Raw genomic sequence first — 15,419 nt, 5'->3', positions numbered from 1 at the left:
CCGTAAGACTTATGGCCATGGTGGCTTTCAACGGGTGTGCTGCTCAATGAAACCTTTCCCCTTTCACCATCATTCTGTTTTTCGCTACAGTGCACATTATTCCGGTTCCCCGAATTGGTTGCTTGCCCATACCAAAATGGGCGGTTCCCTATTGGAAGAGGAAACAGCCTTGTCCATGAGTAAAAAAAGCCACTCCAAAACAAGGGAGTGGCTTTGAATGGAATCAATGATGCGGGAACACCGAACGGCGCACCCGCTGCGCACTACTCGTAACGCAGTGCGTCAATCGGTTTCAGCCGTGCGGCTTTTCGGGCCGGGTACACCCCGAATATCACGCCGACAAGCACGGAGGAAAGGAACGCGTACAGCATCGGAGACACACTGACCGACGTCGCTATGCCGGCGAATTGGCGCAGGGCGAAAGCCGCCCCGATCCCCAGGAGAATGCCGATGATTCCCCCCAGCAAGCTGATGGTCACGGATTCGATCAAAAACTGCCGTTGAATGTCCCAACGGGTTGCCCCGAGCGCTTTGCGGATGCCTATCTCACGCGTTCGTTCCGTCACCGAAACCAGCATGATGTTCATGATCCCAATTCCCCCGACCACCAGCGAAATCGCCGCAATGCCGGACAACAGGGTGGTCATCACACCGGTAACCCCTTGGGCCGTACTGAGGATTTCCGATTGGGACCGGATTTGAAAATCGTTTTCCTGGTTCGGCCGCAGGTTGTGCTGGGCCCTCAGCGTCAGCTGAACGTCAAACTGCGCCTGGGGCAACGCCTCCGCGGAGACGGCCGACACGTAAATGCTGCCCACGTGCCTGCCTCCGGTCAGCCGGTTCATCGCTGTCGTAATCGGGACAATCACTTTGTCGTCATTGTTGGTCATTCCCGTGCTGCCCTGACTTTTCAAGATGCCGATGATTTGAAACGGAATCCGGTTGATCTGGATGGTTTGCCCGATGGGGCTGGCATTGCTGTCACCGAACAAATTGGCGATCACGTCCGGGCCCACAACCGCCACGTTTGATTGTCTCTGCACTTCCAGCCGGTTAAAGAACCGGCCCTGCTGCACCTGAACGTTCCGCACCTGGGGATACGATTCATTGGTGCCTTCGATCGAGGTCGCGTAGTTTTTGTTCCGCCAGACTACCTGAGCCCGCCCCGTCACACTGGGCGCAACCGCCGCGATGGAGCTGTTTTGGGCGAGCGCTTCACTATCCGCCAGCGTCAAGGTGTTTAACGAACCGGCGCCCAGATTGATTTGCCCCCGGGCAGTCTGGCCGGGTGTCACAATGAGCAGGTTGCTCCCCAAGGCGTTGATTTGCGACGCCACGTTGGCGGAAGCGCCCTCCCCGATGGCCACCATCGCAATGACGGCGGCCACCCCGATCACGATGCCGAGCATGGTCAGAAACGAGCGCAATCGGTTTGTTTTGATACTGCGTAAAGAGACGCGCAGGCTTTCCGCGAAATTCATACCTTCACATCCTCAAGGTTGGCCCGTCTTCGATGGTCAACCGCTTCATTTGAGATGATCTGCCCGTCACGAAAGCGAATGATTCGCTTGGCATGTTCCGCAATGTCTGGTTCGTGCGTAACCAGCACGATGGTCTTGCCTTCCTCGTGCAGCTGCTGAAAGATGCTCATGATCTCGATGCTCGTTTTCGTGTCCAACGCGCCTGTCGGTTCATCGGCCAGGAGTATCACGGGATTGTTGACCAACGCCCGGGCGATCGACACCCGCTGCTGCTGCCCGCCTGACAGTTCATTCGGCTTGTTGTACAGCCGATTGCCCAACCCCACGCTTTCCAGCGCCTGCACGGCTCGTTCGCGCCGTTCCTTCGCGGGAACGCCCGCATACAGCAGAGGCAGCTCCACATTTTCGACCGCGCTGGTTCGGGGGAGCAAATGAAACTGTTGAAACACAAAGCCGATCTTCTGATTCCGAATAATGGCCAGCTCGTCGTCATCCGCTTGCGACACGGGGTAACCATCCAGGTACAGCTCGCCCGAAGTCGGTTTGTCCAGACAGCCGATCAGATTCATCATCGTCGATTTGCCGGAACCGGAGGGACCCATGATCGCCGCAAAGTCCCCCTCCTGGATTACCAGGTTTACCCCGCGAAGCGCTTGAATCTCCTGATCGCCGATAACGTAGGTCTTCGTTACCTCTTCCATTTGAATGACCGGTTTCATCTTATCGATTCCCTCTCATGCCGCCGCCGAATCCTCCGCCGGGGCCTCCCATCCCGCCAAAGCCCGGGAATCCCCCCATGCCGTTTGGCCTGCTGCTGCTGGAGCCGGAGGAGGCGGTGTTCTCAAAGGTCAGAACCACTTGATCCCCTTCCTGCAGACCGGACGTGATTTCCACCCGATCGGAGCTAAAGTAACCGATGGTGACCGGCTGGAAGCGGAAACGGGGAGCGGACCTGCCCGATTCTGCGCTTCCCGTTCGGGTCGCGCCGGCCTCTCCCTTCGCCGATGCGAGGTACACGCCATCTTTCCCGTTCTGGGTTTTCAAGGCCGCCGCCGGGACGTACAGCACATTTTCGTGCGTGCCCACTTCGATGCGCGCGTTCACGGTCATACCGGTTTTCAGCAGGCCGTCCTTGTTGTCGACGGACAGGAGAACCTGATACGTGGTGACCCCTGAGTCGGTCGTCGCTTCCGGATAAACCAGCTTCACCTTTCCGGCAAAGGTTTGATCGGCGTAAGAAGTGGTGGTGAAGGTGGCCGGCAGCCCCGCCTTCACTTTGCCGATATCGCTTTCGCTGATTTGCGCCAGGACCTCCAGATTGCCGGAGTCCGAATTATCCATGACGATAAACGGATTGGACGGACTTTCCCCCACATTTCCGTTTATCTGCACAATCACCCCCTCCATGGGCGCTTTCAGGGTTACGTCCTGCAGGGCTTTTACCTGCTGCTGCCACTGCGCCTCCGCCTGTGCCACCGCGGCTTGTGCAGACTGCACGGCCGAGGGGTCCGGCCCCGCTTTGGCTTCCTGCAGGTCGGCTACCGCCGTTTCGTACGCGGCCCGCGCCTGTTCCAGGTCACTCCTGGATTTCGCTTGTGTCTGGCTGCGGGCCAGCACGGCGCTGTTGTACTCGAGCTGCGCCTGGTCCAAACTGCTCTTGGCTTGATCGAATTCGCTCTTCGAAATGATACCCTGATTGTACAGGGCGCTTTGCGTGTTGTAGGTCTTTTGCGCGTTTTGCAGGTTGGCTTTGGCCTTTTCCAGGTCGTAATCGGCCTTTTTGGTGTCGAAACCGCTTTGAGCAGCGTCCAATGCGGCCTTCGCCTGGTTTACCTTCGCCTGCAGCGCGTTGATTTCCGCCGCGGTCCTGGGCTTTGTCACTTCGGCCAAATGGGCCTTGGCGGACAGGAGGTTGGCTTCCGCATTCTTCACCTGTACGCGGGCTTCGGAATCGTCCAGCTCGGCCAGCACTTGTCCGGCCTTGACACGGTCGCCAATTTTCACGTGGATCGATTTGATGACCGCGCTGCTGCTCGCAGCGGATAGCGAAACGCGCTTGGAGGCCTGCACGGTTCCCGATGCAAAGACCGTTTCCGTTACGTTCCCCCGCTTGACGGTTTCCACTCGCATCACGGAGGCGGCGCTTTGCGGAGACGTCCATTTCTGGTAGGCAAAGATTCCCGCCCCGCCCAACAGGACAGCGATCAAACCGATCACCACGATGTGTCTTTTGTTTTTTCTGGGCAAGAACAGCGCCAGATTTCTCTTGGCATACTCACTCACGCGGCATTCCCCCTACACGTATCTGACAAGTCCTACCCGCTCATTATAGGCAGCAACGGTGAAAAAACGGTGAAAAGGGAGACGCCGTCCTGATCCGAAGCGGCCGGAAGCATTTTTTCACCCATTTTTCATTGAAACCGTGTAGCATGGAGAGATAATGAAAACAGACACCATTTCATGTTTTTGGCAAGGAGTGTCTCCTTTGAATATTTTGCTGGCCGAAGACGACATTCGACTGGGTGAACTGATCGTGTACATGCTGAAGAAAAAAGGAGGCTATCAGGTTGAATGGGTGACACAGGGAGACGATGCCTTCGACTATGCCCTGCACGCCCACTTTGACATCCTGATCCTGGACTGGATGCTGCCCGGGGAAGATGGGGTGCGTGTAGCCAGCCGGCTGCGCCAGCAGGGGTACGCCGGCGCCATCCTGATGCTGACGGCAAAAGACGCGCTCCAGGATCGCATCGAGGGGCTGGACTCCGGAGCCGACGATTACCTGGTAAAACCGTTTGAAATCGAGGAACTGCTCGCCCGCTTGCGCGCATTGGCACGCCGCAATTTTGCCCCGATTCAGGAGCAGATCGTGAACATCCACACGATCACCGTCAATCTGACCAACCGCACGGTCCATGATGGCGAAAAGGAAATTCACTTGACGCCGCGGGAATATCAGCTGCTGGAACTGCTGATCCGCAACAAGGGACAGGTATTGTCGCGAGAGGTGATCTTCGAGCGCATCTGGGGATTGAATTCCGACGTGTCCATGAAAACGATTGACGCCACCGTCAAATTGCTGCGGAAGAAGCTCAACGGCGACGGCGAGACGGAGATTATCCAATCCATTCGCGGGGTGGGATACAAACTTGATGATTGACTGGTTCTCGCGTCGTCGTTTTTGGAAAAAGGATCTGTTTGTGCATACGCAAAACCGGCTGACCGTCCAATACAGCATTTTGCTCATGGTCTTCCTCACCCTGTTTATCGGCATCGTTTACGTTCTCGTCGACATCGGCATTTCGTATGAACAAAAGAGACAACTGCGGATGATCACCGAACAGGAAGTCAAGCTGATGGAAGAGGCGCTGCGAGACGGCGTCCTGAGTCAGGAAGAGTACGACAACCTCAACCGGATTCGGGAAAGCCGGAATCAATTCTTTTACTATGTGGTGGACGCAAACGGACAGCTCCTGTTTGGCGACGAATTCATCCCCCGGGCCAAGCCGCAGATCCTGGAGCTTGTCCGGGGATGGATTCCCGCCGCCAACGAAGTCCGGTACGGGACCGTGACCGTTCCGCCTCCACCCCGGCGCGGAAAGCCGCTGCCGCCGATGGACGGGCGGCTCGAGCTCATGATGACGGGCCGCCCCGTTTTTCAGGGCGTGCAGATGAAGGGGATCTTCTACACGGGAATCGACATCTCGTTTACCAACCATCTCCTCAAACGGCTGCTCACCATATTGACGGCCTTGGGTATTTTGTTTCTGGGGATCGCTCTCTTGCTGAGTTACTTTATGTCCAGGCGAGCCATGATCCCGATTCGTCAGTCCTTTCAGCGTCAGCGAGAGTTTGTCGCCGACGCTTCGCACGAGCTGAGGACCCCGCTCAGCATTTTGCAGTCCTCTCTGGATGTGTTCGAAATGGAAGAAGGCGAGCAGCTTTCCGCTTTTGGGCGAAACGTCCTGTTCAACATGAAAGATGAGGTCAGACGGATGACCAAACTGGTGAGTGATTTGCTGACGCTGGCGCGTTCCGATTCCGGCCACCCCGATCTGCAGTGCGAGTACGCTGACGTGGTCCCTGCTGTCCAACAGATGATCCGCTCCACTCAAACCGTGGCCGCCTCGAAAAAGATCGCCCTGAAGCTGGATGCGCCGCCGGCGGTGATGGTGTACGGCGATCATGAACGGATCAAACAACTGCTGTATATCCTGCTGGATAACGCCATCAAGTACACGCCCGGCGGCGGGGAAATCCAGGTCACCCTCTCCGTTGACGAAACGGAGAATCCCCCCGTCTTGTGCCTCTCCGTCCGTGACACCGGCATCGGCATCCCGCCTGAGGAGCAGAACCGCATCTTTGATCGGTTTTACCGGGTCGACAAAAACCGGTCGAAACAAATGGGAGGAACAGGCCTGGGGCTGGCCATCGCCAAATGGATTGTGGAAGCCCATCACGGCACGATCACCGTGGCGAGCTGCCCCGGAAACGGAAGCACCTTCACCGCCAAAATCCCGCTGCATACCCCCAAAGCGTAACGGCTGCGTTGCGCTTTTTCTTTTCATACGGCATCACAGCCGGCGGAAAAACGATTCACGCCCCAAACAGCGGCCCCGACGACGAAAAAAGTTCACGCCCTTGTTCCCCCGGAAACAAGAGCGTGAGCGTGGGCATGTTATTGAAGCTGCGCCGGAGCGTCTTGCGATGCCATTACCCCGACAACCGGTTGACAATCACCACATCCAGATTTTCCTGCAGGTCAACCTTGTACGGGAAGGGGACGACCGAACCGTCCGCTTCCTGAATAACGGTGACCACGGGCCTGTGGGCCAACCCCGAATGCACGGAAGAGACGACGCCGATCTGGCCATTGCTCAGCATGACCTTGCTTGCTACCGGATAAATCGAGATGTTTGACCAGTTCCAGGTCAAAGAAATAGTTCCCCGCGGCAGCCAAATATTCGCTCGCTTCGGCGGGCGTGTACGGCTTCCGATGGTACCGCGGCGAGATCATCGCATGGTAGACGTCGGCAATGGCCACAATCTGGGCGTATTCGTGAATCTCCCCTTTTTTCAGTTTGTGGGGATACCCGCTGCCGTTGTATCGTTCGTGGTGCTGGAGCGCGCACAGCGCCGAACGCTTGGGAACATCCTCCCGCTTCACCAGCTTGTTGTACCCCGCCGCTGTATGGTACTCCAGCACTTTCTTTTCCTCCGGCGTGAGCGGACGGTTCCTTTTGATCAGTTCGGCGGGAACGTCCAGCATCCCGCAATCAAACAGGAACGCTCCAAAAACGAGTTCATACAGTTTGTGGCGATCATATTGCTTTACCGTCCCCAGCATCCCTGAGAGCACCGCCACATTGATGGAATGGTCAAACAAGAATGGGTCCTTTACGTACATGTCTGCCAACTGCCCGAGCAAAAATTCATGTCGGACCAGCTCCTCCAGGATGCTTTCGAATACGTGCACAAAACGCGCTTCGATCACGGGAACGGACATCCATCCCCTGACTTTGTCGGAATTCGCCAAATGGCTCAAGGTATGATACACCTTTTGAACCGGTTCCGAACGGTCGTGAACCTGCACCGCCGGGCGTGGACGTTGGGGCTTTTCTTCCTGCTCGTCGATGACGACCACCGTTTTGATCCCCATCTTCCTGATCTTTTTGATGTACCCCTCTGTCAACTCCGTTCCTGCCTCAAGCAGTTTCACCCCATTCGGCAGCGTGACGGGTTGAGCAAGAACACTGCCGATCATCAGTTGCGAAACCGGAATTTCCTTCAATGGCCGCATCATCCATCCCCCTCGCTCCTAACGAAACCGCGAAATTCGACAAAAAATCACAAATACCAACAGTACATGTTAAAATTTGTCGTACAATGTAGATAGTCTGAAGGAGGAAATTTCCATGTCTGTCAATTCGCTTTCGTTCTCGGCAAGAAACCGGTCGGCCAGAAGGGCGCACGGTTATTCGGACAACCAGCTCATTCAGTTGTTTTTGTCGGTCAATGACCGTTCCAAACACACCATCAAGAATTACGCCTTGTCCTTGAGGCGTTTCCAGGCCTTCATTGCCCCGAAACAGTTGGGGGAAGCGACATGGAGGGACATCGAGAATTTAAGCAGCAGCTCATGGTGGGAACCTTTTCAAAAAACGGGCGGCCTCTTTCTCCTGCAACCGTCGCCACCCAGTTGTCCTCCATTCGTTCGTTCTACAAATGGGCAAGCGACCCGAACATTCGCTTTATGAGCCATAATCCTTCCACATGCATCCGTATTCCCCGCGTCAAGGTAACCAGCATGAATCATTACCTGACAAAGACAGACCTCTCGAAACTGCTGACGGCACTGAGAGAGCAGGGCATACGGGATTACCTGATCGGCCTCATGCTGGTTCTCCTGGGGCTGCGGGTGTCAGAGCTGACCGCTGTCAAATGGGAGGATTTTTATACGGATCCGTCGGAGTCGTCGGTCTGGCTGACGATCCCCAACGGGAAAGGGGGAAAATCGCGGGAGGTCAAGGTTCCGGCTTTGTTGTGGCGCATGATCAACGCCAACCGAAACAGCCTGTCCACGGGCAGCAGACTGTTTCCCATCACAAGCCGTCAAGTGGAGCGGATTATCGAAAAGGCACGTGTAAAATGCCGGCTGCACAAACGCGTTACGCCCCATTGGCTCCGGCATACCAATGCGACGTTGGCTCTACTGAACGGGGCCACCCTCCAACAGGTGCAGGAAAACCTGGGCCACTCCCAGCTCAACACAACGCAGCGGTATTTGCATACGATCAAGCTGTTGGAGAAGGCCGCCCCGGATTTTGTCGAAAAAGGGATTGCCGATATTATTCAAGGCACGGATTGCGAACAATGGGGATGTTAGGGGAAACTGTGTTTGACATATAGCCAAATGTCATGGGTCCATGGTACTATAAAAGTGTCGTATAATCTACATTGTACGACATCGCCTAGTATGTCCTTATTGTATTGGAAAATAGACCGGAGTGCCTTTCCAGGTCAGTCCATCCATCCTTTTCCTCCCCCCGGTCCCATGCGGGGGGCGCATCGGTACATGCACGAGTCCCATGTTTCCCGCCTTTTTTCGACAAACACCATGCTTCATTCGCTTCCTGCTCCCTGCCCTCTTCCTTTCTCCCTCGTGCGTTATCTCGTGCGTCATGCCGACGATGTTGTTTAATCCATTCCCCTCTTCTCGGTTGATTCCAATAAAAAAACCCTGCTTGCAAAGCAAGGCGCTGTGCGAGGGCCTCCTGCAGCACGCTCTTCCCCGTGAAATAAATCCGATCGGACGTGTCGGCTTCGTGCGCAAACATCCGCTTGAACACGTTCAGGACGACAGGTTCCCCCTCCGCATCGTAAAACGCATCGACCGCGTATTCGTCTCCCTGGATCCACGCTTCCAGGATGAAGCTGCTGGCGCTCACGACCGACTCGGGGTAAATCTCCTTGGCCGCTCTCATGTCCGCCTGCAGCTGCTTGCACATCGCCGGCCATTCGTCCGGTTTTTCCACCAGGTAAACGCCGACGCTGCGAAAGCCTTTCGTCGGCTTGACCACCAGGGGAAACGGGAGTGTCTCCACAGGCAGGCGGAAAATCTCCTCATAGGAACACTCGCGGAAAAAGAAGTCGGATACAGCTTTCGCAAGGTCTCGCGAAACTTGATCTTGTTTTTGAACAGCTCCGCCTGTTCCATGAGCGGCGTTCCCTTCAGAAGCGGATACACGGACGCCACCGCATACTCGGAATTGCACAGAAGAGCAAGGTCCTGATCGCGTACACGATCCGCAACCTCGTCCAACTGCCGTATCTCCAGCGTTTTGTCCAGCGGAATGCGGATATCCCCGCACTTCACCGCCGGAACGCCCAAATTCGCAAGAGTCTGGGACAAGAGCAGAGATACGTACGGTTTATCCAAACACCATCATCATGCCGATTGTTCCTCTTTACCGGCATCGCCGCGCACCACAAACTTTTTGACCAGCTCATTGAGCTGTTCGGAGGTCGCTTTCATCTGACCGGCAATCTGTCTCATTTCAGACTGGAGCTCGGTTTGATTTTGAATGTTGTTGCTGATCGTCACCAGAGCCGCCGTCACTTCCGCGATGCTTTCGGTTACCTGACCCAGATTTTGGGACGAAGCGTCTGTTCCGTCAGCCTGCGCGTCCATATTCGCCTCGAACGTCTTGATCTGCTCCGTGGAACTTTCAATCGACGTTTTGATCTCTTTCATGTGTTCGGAACCGGATACCTGAATGCGTCCCGTCAGATCCCCGCCGCCCGGGGCGATGGCAACCAAACTGTCGCGTACGTCCGCCAGCACGTTCAGGCGTTTGGATATGTACGCGAAAACGATCACAATCCCCACGATGAACATGAAGATGATCAGGCTGACCAGCATCACCTGCTGATCGGACAGTTTTTCAATGCTGCTGACGGGAACCCACAGGAACAAATACCACCCTGTCGCCTCAATCTTATTGGCAAACACGAGTTCGTTTTGATCGGTATACAGATCGCTGGCTTTCTGTTCGTTTAACACCTTCACCATCCACGCCTTCAGCGTGTTCTGTTGGTTTTTCTCCACCTTTTTGGCGGCGCCCGTCAAGATGTTTTGATGGGGATCGACAACCATGGCGTGCGTGCCGTCGGCCAGCGACAGCGAATTGGCGATTTCCGCCACACCCGTCAAGGAAATGTCGATGGAGAAGACGCCCTGGAACTTGTCTTGTGCATAAATCGGGATGGAGGCCGTCACCATCATTCCCGTTCCCAGATCGTCCTTGTAAGGCTTCGTCCATTTAATCTCCCGGTTGGGGTTGTTTTCGGGAACGGCAATTTGGAAAAATTCATTGGCCATGGATTTGGCGGTTGTATAGGTGCCTTCCTTGTTCTCTACGAACGGATAAATTTTTTGGAACTTGTTGACGGATGTAAAATAGTACCATTGCGATTCAGGAATCGTCTTCTTAATCGTCGCAAACAGACCGTCAAAGCTCTCGGACGCCAAGATCTGCCGTTTTTGCTCTACGGTCAGCGGTCCTTTTTCAATACGCGCATTCCCGATGTTCGCCTTTGTTTTGGCGACAAATTCGTCCAACGAGTACAAACCGTTGCTCATCCGATACTTGCTCTCAAACAACTGGTTGACCAGATCATCGGGATATCCGCGCAGTTCCTCCAGCTTTTTCTCGTAGGAAGAATTGGCCAGCTTGCTGACCAACCCGATTTTGTCGAACTCTTCTCCGATCAGTTGAATCTTGGACTGCAGGAGGCTGCTCGTTTTGCTGATCTCCTCCTGCTGAATGTTTTGTTTGGAATAACTGATGGCAAATGAGGAAAGTCCCAATTGCAGGATGAGAATGATCACAAATAAGCTGAGGATGCGGGCTTTCAAACTGCGCATCTGCAAACCGCACCATTGGAAGCCGCGCCATTTTTTGCTTGTCGCGTTCATGTTTCTACCTCCGATCGTTTCTTGTTTTGGAGTGGAATGAAAAAGCAGGTTTTCATCCTAGAGCACAACTGTAACCCCCTTCCGCCCATTCGAAAGGTTGGACTGGCAAAACCCGGTTACCGATGAGCGGCAGGCGATACCAGAGCCGCGGAAACATTTTCCCCTTGCTCGAAGTCTCGCTCTGTTGCACTGGCGTAATCGGGGAAGGTACATGTTCACAAAAAAGACTATTCGGTCACCCGAATAGCCTCTATTCCGGAAATAGAGAACATCGGTTTCGGCAACCCGGCGATCATAGTTTGACAACCTTAGACCCGTGGCTTTGCGTCCTTATCTTTCGATAAGTTTGCCATTAACGAACCTTGTTGAAATTTAGTATGTCTTGATGAATTCTGTAATATCTTGTGATTTTTTGTCGCTTTTTATGATATAACGAAAATGTTACTGGTTAATATTTCCTATCCGGAGAAAGTTTATCGGACTATGTACATGCCTAGTCTTTTCAGATGGCATGGGAGTTTTCTCATAGGGGAGTGATGGGATGGAGGGGCTTTGGGCGGTGGGCGGGAGTACTGTTGGGATTTCGTGACATGGTGGGATTTTTTGCTGGTCTGGAAAAAATAAAAAAGCCGCCCTGCAGGCGACATTGCTCATTATATATTTTCTAAATATATTTTCTAATATAACCTATTTGCAACAAAAGTTCCTCTTATCGGATGACTTTAAGCCTCGTAGAGACGGAGAAATCACCCCGAGTTGAAAAACGGTGATACAATGAATTTCTCTACGCTCATTCGATCTATAAAAGTTTGAGTAGTAAATCTTTTTAGGAACTTATACCAAACTGCCACCTAACTTGATTTTGTTCATTTGTAGCCTTAATAGTATCCTAAGGTTTGGCTAATCCATAGTTAATAGAGTATTCTTTAAGTTTTTCGAGTATATAAATTGCAATTTCATTATTTTTTGTTTCCTTGGCACTTTTATGGTGGAATTCAAGGTTTATTTTCTTACCATCTTCCTTTCTGAGACATACAGCATCCACAATAAGCCCTTTTCCTTGAGGTACTTCATATTGTACATTTGAGAATCCACCATTAGCCTCAATTAACAATTGCATGACTGCACTATTTATTTCTTTGTGTCTTGTCTTCGATAGAGATTGTATGAAGCTATAGGCATCAACAGTTTCTTGTTTAACAGACGATCCGTACTCTCGATTGTCAACTTCAGACAGAATTGAATACTTGTATAGTTCAGACGATGTTATAACCCTCTTTGCGTTTCCAATATTGGCCTGTACACCTGTAATCTGAGCTTTTATATCAAGTGGTCCATAATTAAGCATTGCATGAACAACAGAACTCCCAGAAAGAGATAACAACTGTGCATTGAAAAGAGAGATAACAAATGGTAAAGCTGTACGAAGGTTTTTATTTCTTTCCTGCCACCATTCAGCAACATTTGAACGTTTTGTATACATTAACAAACGAGAAGCTTCAAGATAATAACTATCTGCTCTGCGGACATTTCTACAGATTTCCCGAATATTCGTTATACCTGATGATAATACAAACACAACTTCCGGGAATTGTACGCCTAAATCGCTTGTATCAAATCTCTCGGTAATTAAAGCTTGCACATCGTCTAAGAAGTCGCCCACCCTAATTGAATTATTCGCTATTTCCTCCACTTCTTCTCGCGAAATTGCTGCATCTTCCAATTTCCAATTACCAATCTGCATTATTCGATCAAGAACACCTACATATTCTCTCTGATCAAGTCCTTTTAAATTATAAATAGGCTCCGAACCAAAGGGACTTTTCCCACCAACAACGTACATAATGTCTACTAGTTTTTTTGCAAAATTCTCATCATTAACAGGCCACAATAACAATAGATCATTTCTTGTACGAATAATTGAGTTGAGTCTACCAAGAAAGGTCTGATACTGATCCTGATTGAAAAAAGGGGCTTCTCTTCCATCAAAGTTTATAACTTTTATTGAATTATCTCGCTTTATCTTCATTAAATAATCCGGGATTTTGTCCACTGGAAGTTCTGAATCAGGCGGTAAGCGTTTAACACTTGAAATCTTATCAGCGAGGAATACTTCTAAACTATGTATGAATGTTGTTTTGCCTGTACCACTTGGTGCAAGCACAAACATTAACTTACTTTGCTTTGAACTTTCAATTCTAGATGCTAATTTTTTTATCACCTCTAAGTCATGATCTTGTCTAACGAAAGTTGTCTTCGCCGTTTCACCAAAAGTTGTTATAAGGGGTTCATATCTAGTGGGTAACTCAGAAATTTTTTTAAACATACTTCCTCCCAAAAAAACTCTCTCTATTCGCAACTTATAGACTACTCTATAGTAAATAATAACTAATTTTATTAGTAACATCAAATATTATGCACTTCAAAATATCAAAGATAGGTCATCGCTTGTATGCTTTACTGCTTGACTCATTTAAACAGCGTATTTTCTCACACATTGGATCCTGAATGTTGGCTAGTTTTAAAACTCCCCTCCTTAGGTAGCTATAAGAAGAGCCGGGGATATAATCGAAATCCTTACAATTCCTCCGACGCCCCTCTTTCAGTATCTTCAATAAGGAAGAATTTCCGAGTAGCTTCACTCCTCGCTACCGGTCGGGAGACTAGACTTCATGAACGATAGTTGGATAACTTTCACCTCATGGTTAAGAATTTAAGGATGAAAATTAGACAAATTTTAATTATTTATGTTATTCGGTATAAAGATGATTGATCATTGGGGGGTGAGTATAAGAATATTGAACCCAACAATTCCAATGTGTATCTTATTACACAATACAAAACAAATTCTTTATAATTTGAATTATTAGATTGAAAGAACATGAGAAATTTTCAAATTGAAAGAATGGATTATTGAACAAAGATTAGATGGTGAACCTCTAGAATTGATTCTAGTGTCACCGCCGGGATATAATTGACCCAGGTTCGCTGAACTGCTCCCCAAATGGTAGACAGAGGAAATTGACCCATTTGGTCGAATTTCGACTTAAAGGGGAGTGAGCGATAATGACTTATGAAAATCATACGATTGAATGTAAGCTGGAAGTTGTAAAATCTATATTGGAAGAAGGTTTGTCCTATCGAGAGGCAGCCAAACGGTTTGGCTTTAAAACTCACTCTAACGTGAAAAATTGGGTACATGCATACAAAATCCATGGAGTAGAAGGATTGAAAGACCGGAGAGGACAGGGGCTTAAAAAGGCTTTGTCAAAAATCCCTTCTAATCTCACTTTGGAACAGGAAAACAAGTGGCTACGAGCTCAAAATGCATTTTTAAAAAAGTTATTGAAAACCGAAAGGAGAGATGCTCCAGACACGGAAAATACGCCGTTATTCAAGCACTAAGCAGCCAATTCCCCGTATCTTTGCTGTGCGCTGCCGCAGGAATTGCCAGGAGCAGCTATTATAAATGGCTTAAAACTGGGATAAAGCAAAAAGATGCTGCTGTTTGTGAAATCATATCCTTTGAGCATCGAAGACTGGGCGGCATTTATGGTTATCGTCGTATGAAGGCTATACTGCTCACAAAATACGGTTTGCATCTCAATCGTAAGCGTGTGTATCGGCTGATGAAGCAAATGAACATGCAGGCGATCATACGGCGTAGACGTTATCCACGGATTCAATACAAAAGACATACCCTGGCGCCCAATCTTCTGGATCGGCATTTTCAAGCAGCTCATCCCAATCAAAAGTGGGTTACTGACATCACGTATTTGCAAGCTGGAAAAAAACGATATTTTCTTTCCGTCATCTTGGACCTTTTCAACAATGAAGTGGTCTCATACCGCTTAAGTGACAGTCTTGACGTCCAGTTTGTGCTAGAGACGGTACAAGAGGCCGTCCAAAACCGTTCGACGCATCAACTGCTGATTCACAGTGATCAAGGAATGCATTACACAACAAAAGCATATTACCGCTTGCTGCGAAAGCATGGGATTATTCAGAGTATGTCTCGAAAAGGGAATTGTCTGGATAATGCCTGCATCGAATCCTTTTTCGGCCACTTGAAAGCAGAACTGCGCCCGCATTTGTTTGATGAAGCCGTCGATGTGGGAACAGCAATCAAGAAGTATATTGAATTTTATAACCACGAAAGGCCACAAATGCGATTGAACGGCATGTCGCCAAGCGAATTCCGAAACCTTTTCCTCCAAAGTGCCTGATGGGTCAAAATCAATCAGTCCACAAAATGGGGGTCAGATCACGCCGGAATAAAAATGACCCACCCTTAGCGATATATCCCCTTCATAATTAAAGGCCAAGTCAATCTTCGGAGGGAAACACATGCTAAGGAATGGGATAGTGAAAATACGTTCGCCGCATTCCCGGGGTGAATTCATTCCCTAAAAGGGAACCCGAAAATCTCGAGGTTCCAAGCTTTGAATACGTTGGGGGTA

Annotated in this window: 12 protein-coding genes and 1 riboswitch; of the genes, 5 read left to right on the top strand and 7 right to left on the bottom strand. The window is 50.6% G+C overall.

Annotated features, from left to right (window positions below; translation table 11 throughout):
• Positions 1-263: 263 nt before the first annotated feature.
• Genes A6764_RS03860 through A6764_RS03850 form a run of 3 tightly spaced genes read right to left on the bottom strand, consistent with a single transcriptional unit; the run spans position 264 to position 3,764 of the window.
• Positions 264-1,481, bottom strand: coding sequence for an ABC transporter permease (locus A6764_RS03860; protein WP_065067313.1), 1,218 nt, complete (start codon positions 1,479-1,481; stop codon positions 264-266).
• A complete protein-coding gene (locus A6764_RS03855) occupies positions 1,478-2,200 on the bottom strand; it encodes an ABC transporter ATP-binding protein (protein WP_044899914.1) in 723 nt (240 codons plus the stop codon). Before A6764_RS03855 ends, A6764_RS03860 begins: the two co-directional genes overlap by 4 nt.
• Position 2,201: 1 nt before the next feature.
• Positions 2,202-3,764 carry an efflux RND transporter periplasmic adaptor subunit gene (locus tag A6764_RS03850; RefSeq protein WP_065067314.1) on the bottom strand — a complete coding sequence of 521 codons (1,563 nt, stop codon included), beginning with the start codon at positions 3,762-3,764 and terminating at the stop codon, positions 2,202-2,204.
• A gap of 202 nt (positions 3,765-3,966) precedes the next feature.
• Here A6764_RS03850 and A6764_RS03845 point away from each other — a divergent pair, with 202 nt between their 5' ends.
• Positions 3,967-4,641, top strand: coding sequence for a response regulator transcription factor (locus A6764_RS03845; RefSeq protein WP_065067315.1), 675 nt, complete (start codon positions 3,967-3,969; stop codon positions 4,639-4,641).
• The gene (locus A6764_RS03840; protein ID WP_065067316.1) at positions 4,634-6,022 is read left to right on the top strand and encodes a sensor histidine kinase; all 1,389 of its coding nucleotides are present in this window, start codon (positions 4,634-4,636) and stop codon (positions 6,020-6,022) included. Before A6764_RS03845 ends, A6764_RS03840 begins: the two co-directional genes overlap by 8 nt.
• A gap of 221 nt (positions 6,023-6,243) precedes the next feature.
• On the opposite strand, the gene A6764_RS03835 is transcribed toward A6764_RS03840, so the two are convergent.
• Positions 6,244-7,284 carry an HD-GYP domain-containing protein gene (locus A6764_RS03835; RefSeq protein WP_083989828.1) on the bottom strand — a complete coding sequence of 347 codons (1,041 nt, stop codon included), beginning with the start codon at positions 7,282-7,284 and terminating at the stop codon, positions 6,244-6,246.
• Between the two features lie 303 nt (positions 7,285-7,587).
• Between A6764_RS03835 and A6764_RS03830 the strand changes: the two genes are divergently transcribed.
• The gene (locus tag A6764_RS03830) at positions 7,588-8,367 is read left to right on the top strand and encodes a tyrosine-type recombinase/integrase (protein ID WP_255309699.1); all 780 of its coding nucleotides are present in this window, start codon (positions 7,588-7,590) and stop codon (positions 8,365-8,367) included.
• An 85-nt stretch (positions 8,368-8,452) separates the two neighbouring features.
• Here the strand turns inward: A6764_RS03830 and A6764_RS03825 are convergent, their stop codons facing one another.
• The 3 genes from A6764_RS03825 to A6764_RS03815 all read right to left on the bottom strand — a co-directional run bounded on the left by A6764_RS03825 (position 8,453) and on the right by A6764_RS03815 (position 13,285).
• Entirely contained in the window at positions 8,453-9,256 is an 804-nt protein-coding gene (locus tag A6764_RS03825; protein WP_264622399.1) for an ATP-grasp domain-containing protein, read from the bottom strand.
• 173 nt (positions 9,257-9,429) lie between these two features.
• On the bottom strand, positions 9,430-10,959 hold the full coding sequence (locus A6764_RS03820; RefSeq protein ID WP_065067318.1) for a methyl-accepting chemotaxis protein: 1,530 nt from the start codon (positions 10,957-10,959) through the stop codon (positions 9,430-9,432).
• Between the two features lie 276 nt (positions 10,960-11,235).
• A riboswitch (cyclic di-GMP riboswitch) is annotated at positions 11,236-11,320 on the bottom strand.
• Positions 11,321-11,848: 528 nt separating this feature from the next.
• Positions 11,849-13,285: a hypothetical protein gene (locus A6764_RS03815; RefSeq protein ID WP_141669694.1), complete on the bottom strand. Its 1,437-nt coding sequence runs from the start codon at positions 13,283-13,285 to the stop codon at positions 11,849-11,851.
• A gap of 740 nt (positions 13,286-14,025) precedes the next feature.
• Between A6764_RS03815 and A6764_RS03810 the strand changes: the two genes are divergently transcribed.
• Both A6764_RS03810 and A6764_RS03805 read left to right on the top strand, forming a co-directional pair.
• Positions 14,026-14,364: a helix-turn-helix domain-containing protein gene (locus A6764_RS03810; RefSeq protein WP_065068431.1), complete on the top strand. Its 339-nt coding sequence runs from the start codon at positions 14,026-14,028 to the stop codon at positions 14,362-14,364.
• On the top strand, positions 14,268-15,185 hold the full coding sequence (locus tag A6764_RS03805; RefSeq protein WP_141669828.1) for an IS3 family transposase: 918 nt from the start codon (positions 14,268-14,270) through the stop codon (positions 15,183-15,185). The genes A6764_RS03810 and A6764_RS03805 overlap by 97 nt, the downstream gene beginning before the upstream one ends.
• The last annotated feature ends 234 nt before the right edge of the window (positions 15,186-15,419 follow it).

This window comes from Brevibacillus sp. WF146, assembly GCF_001673705.2.
Classification (GTDB): domain Bacteria; phylum Bacillota; class Bacilli; order Brevibacillales; family Brevibacillaceae; genus Brevibacillus; species Brevibacillus thermoruber.
Note: the sequence above shows the minus strand (reverse complement) of the source record. Positions and strands in the feature narration are given on the sequence as shown.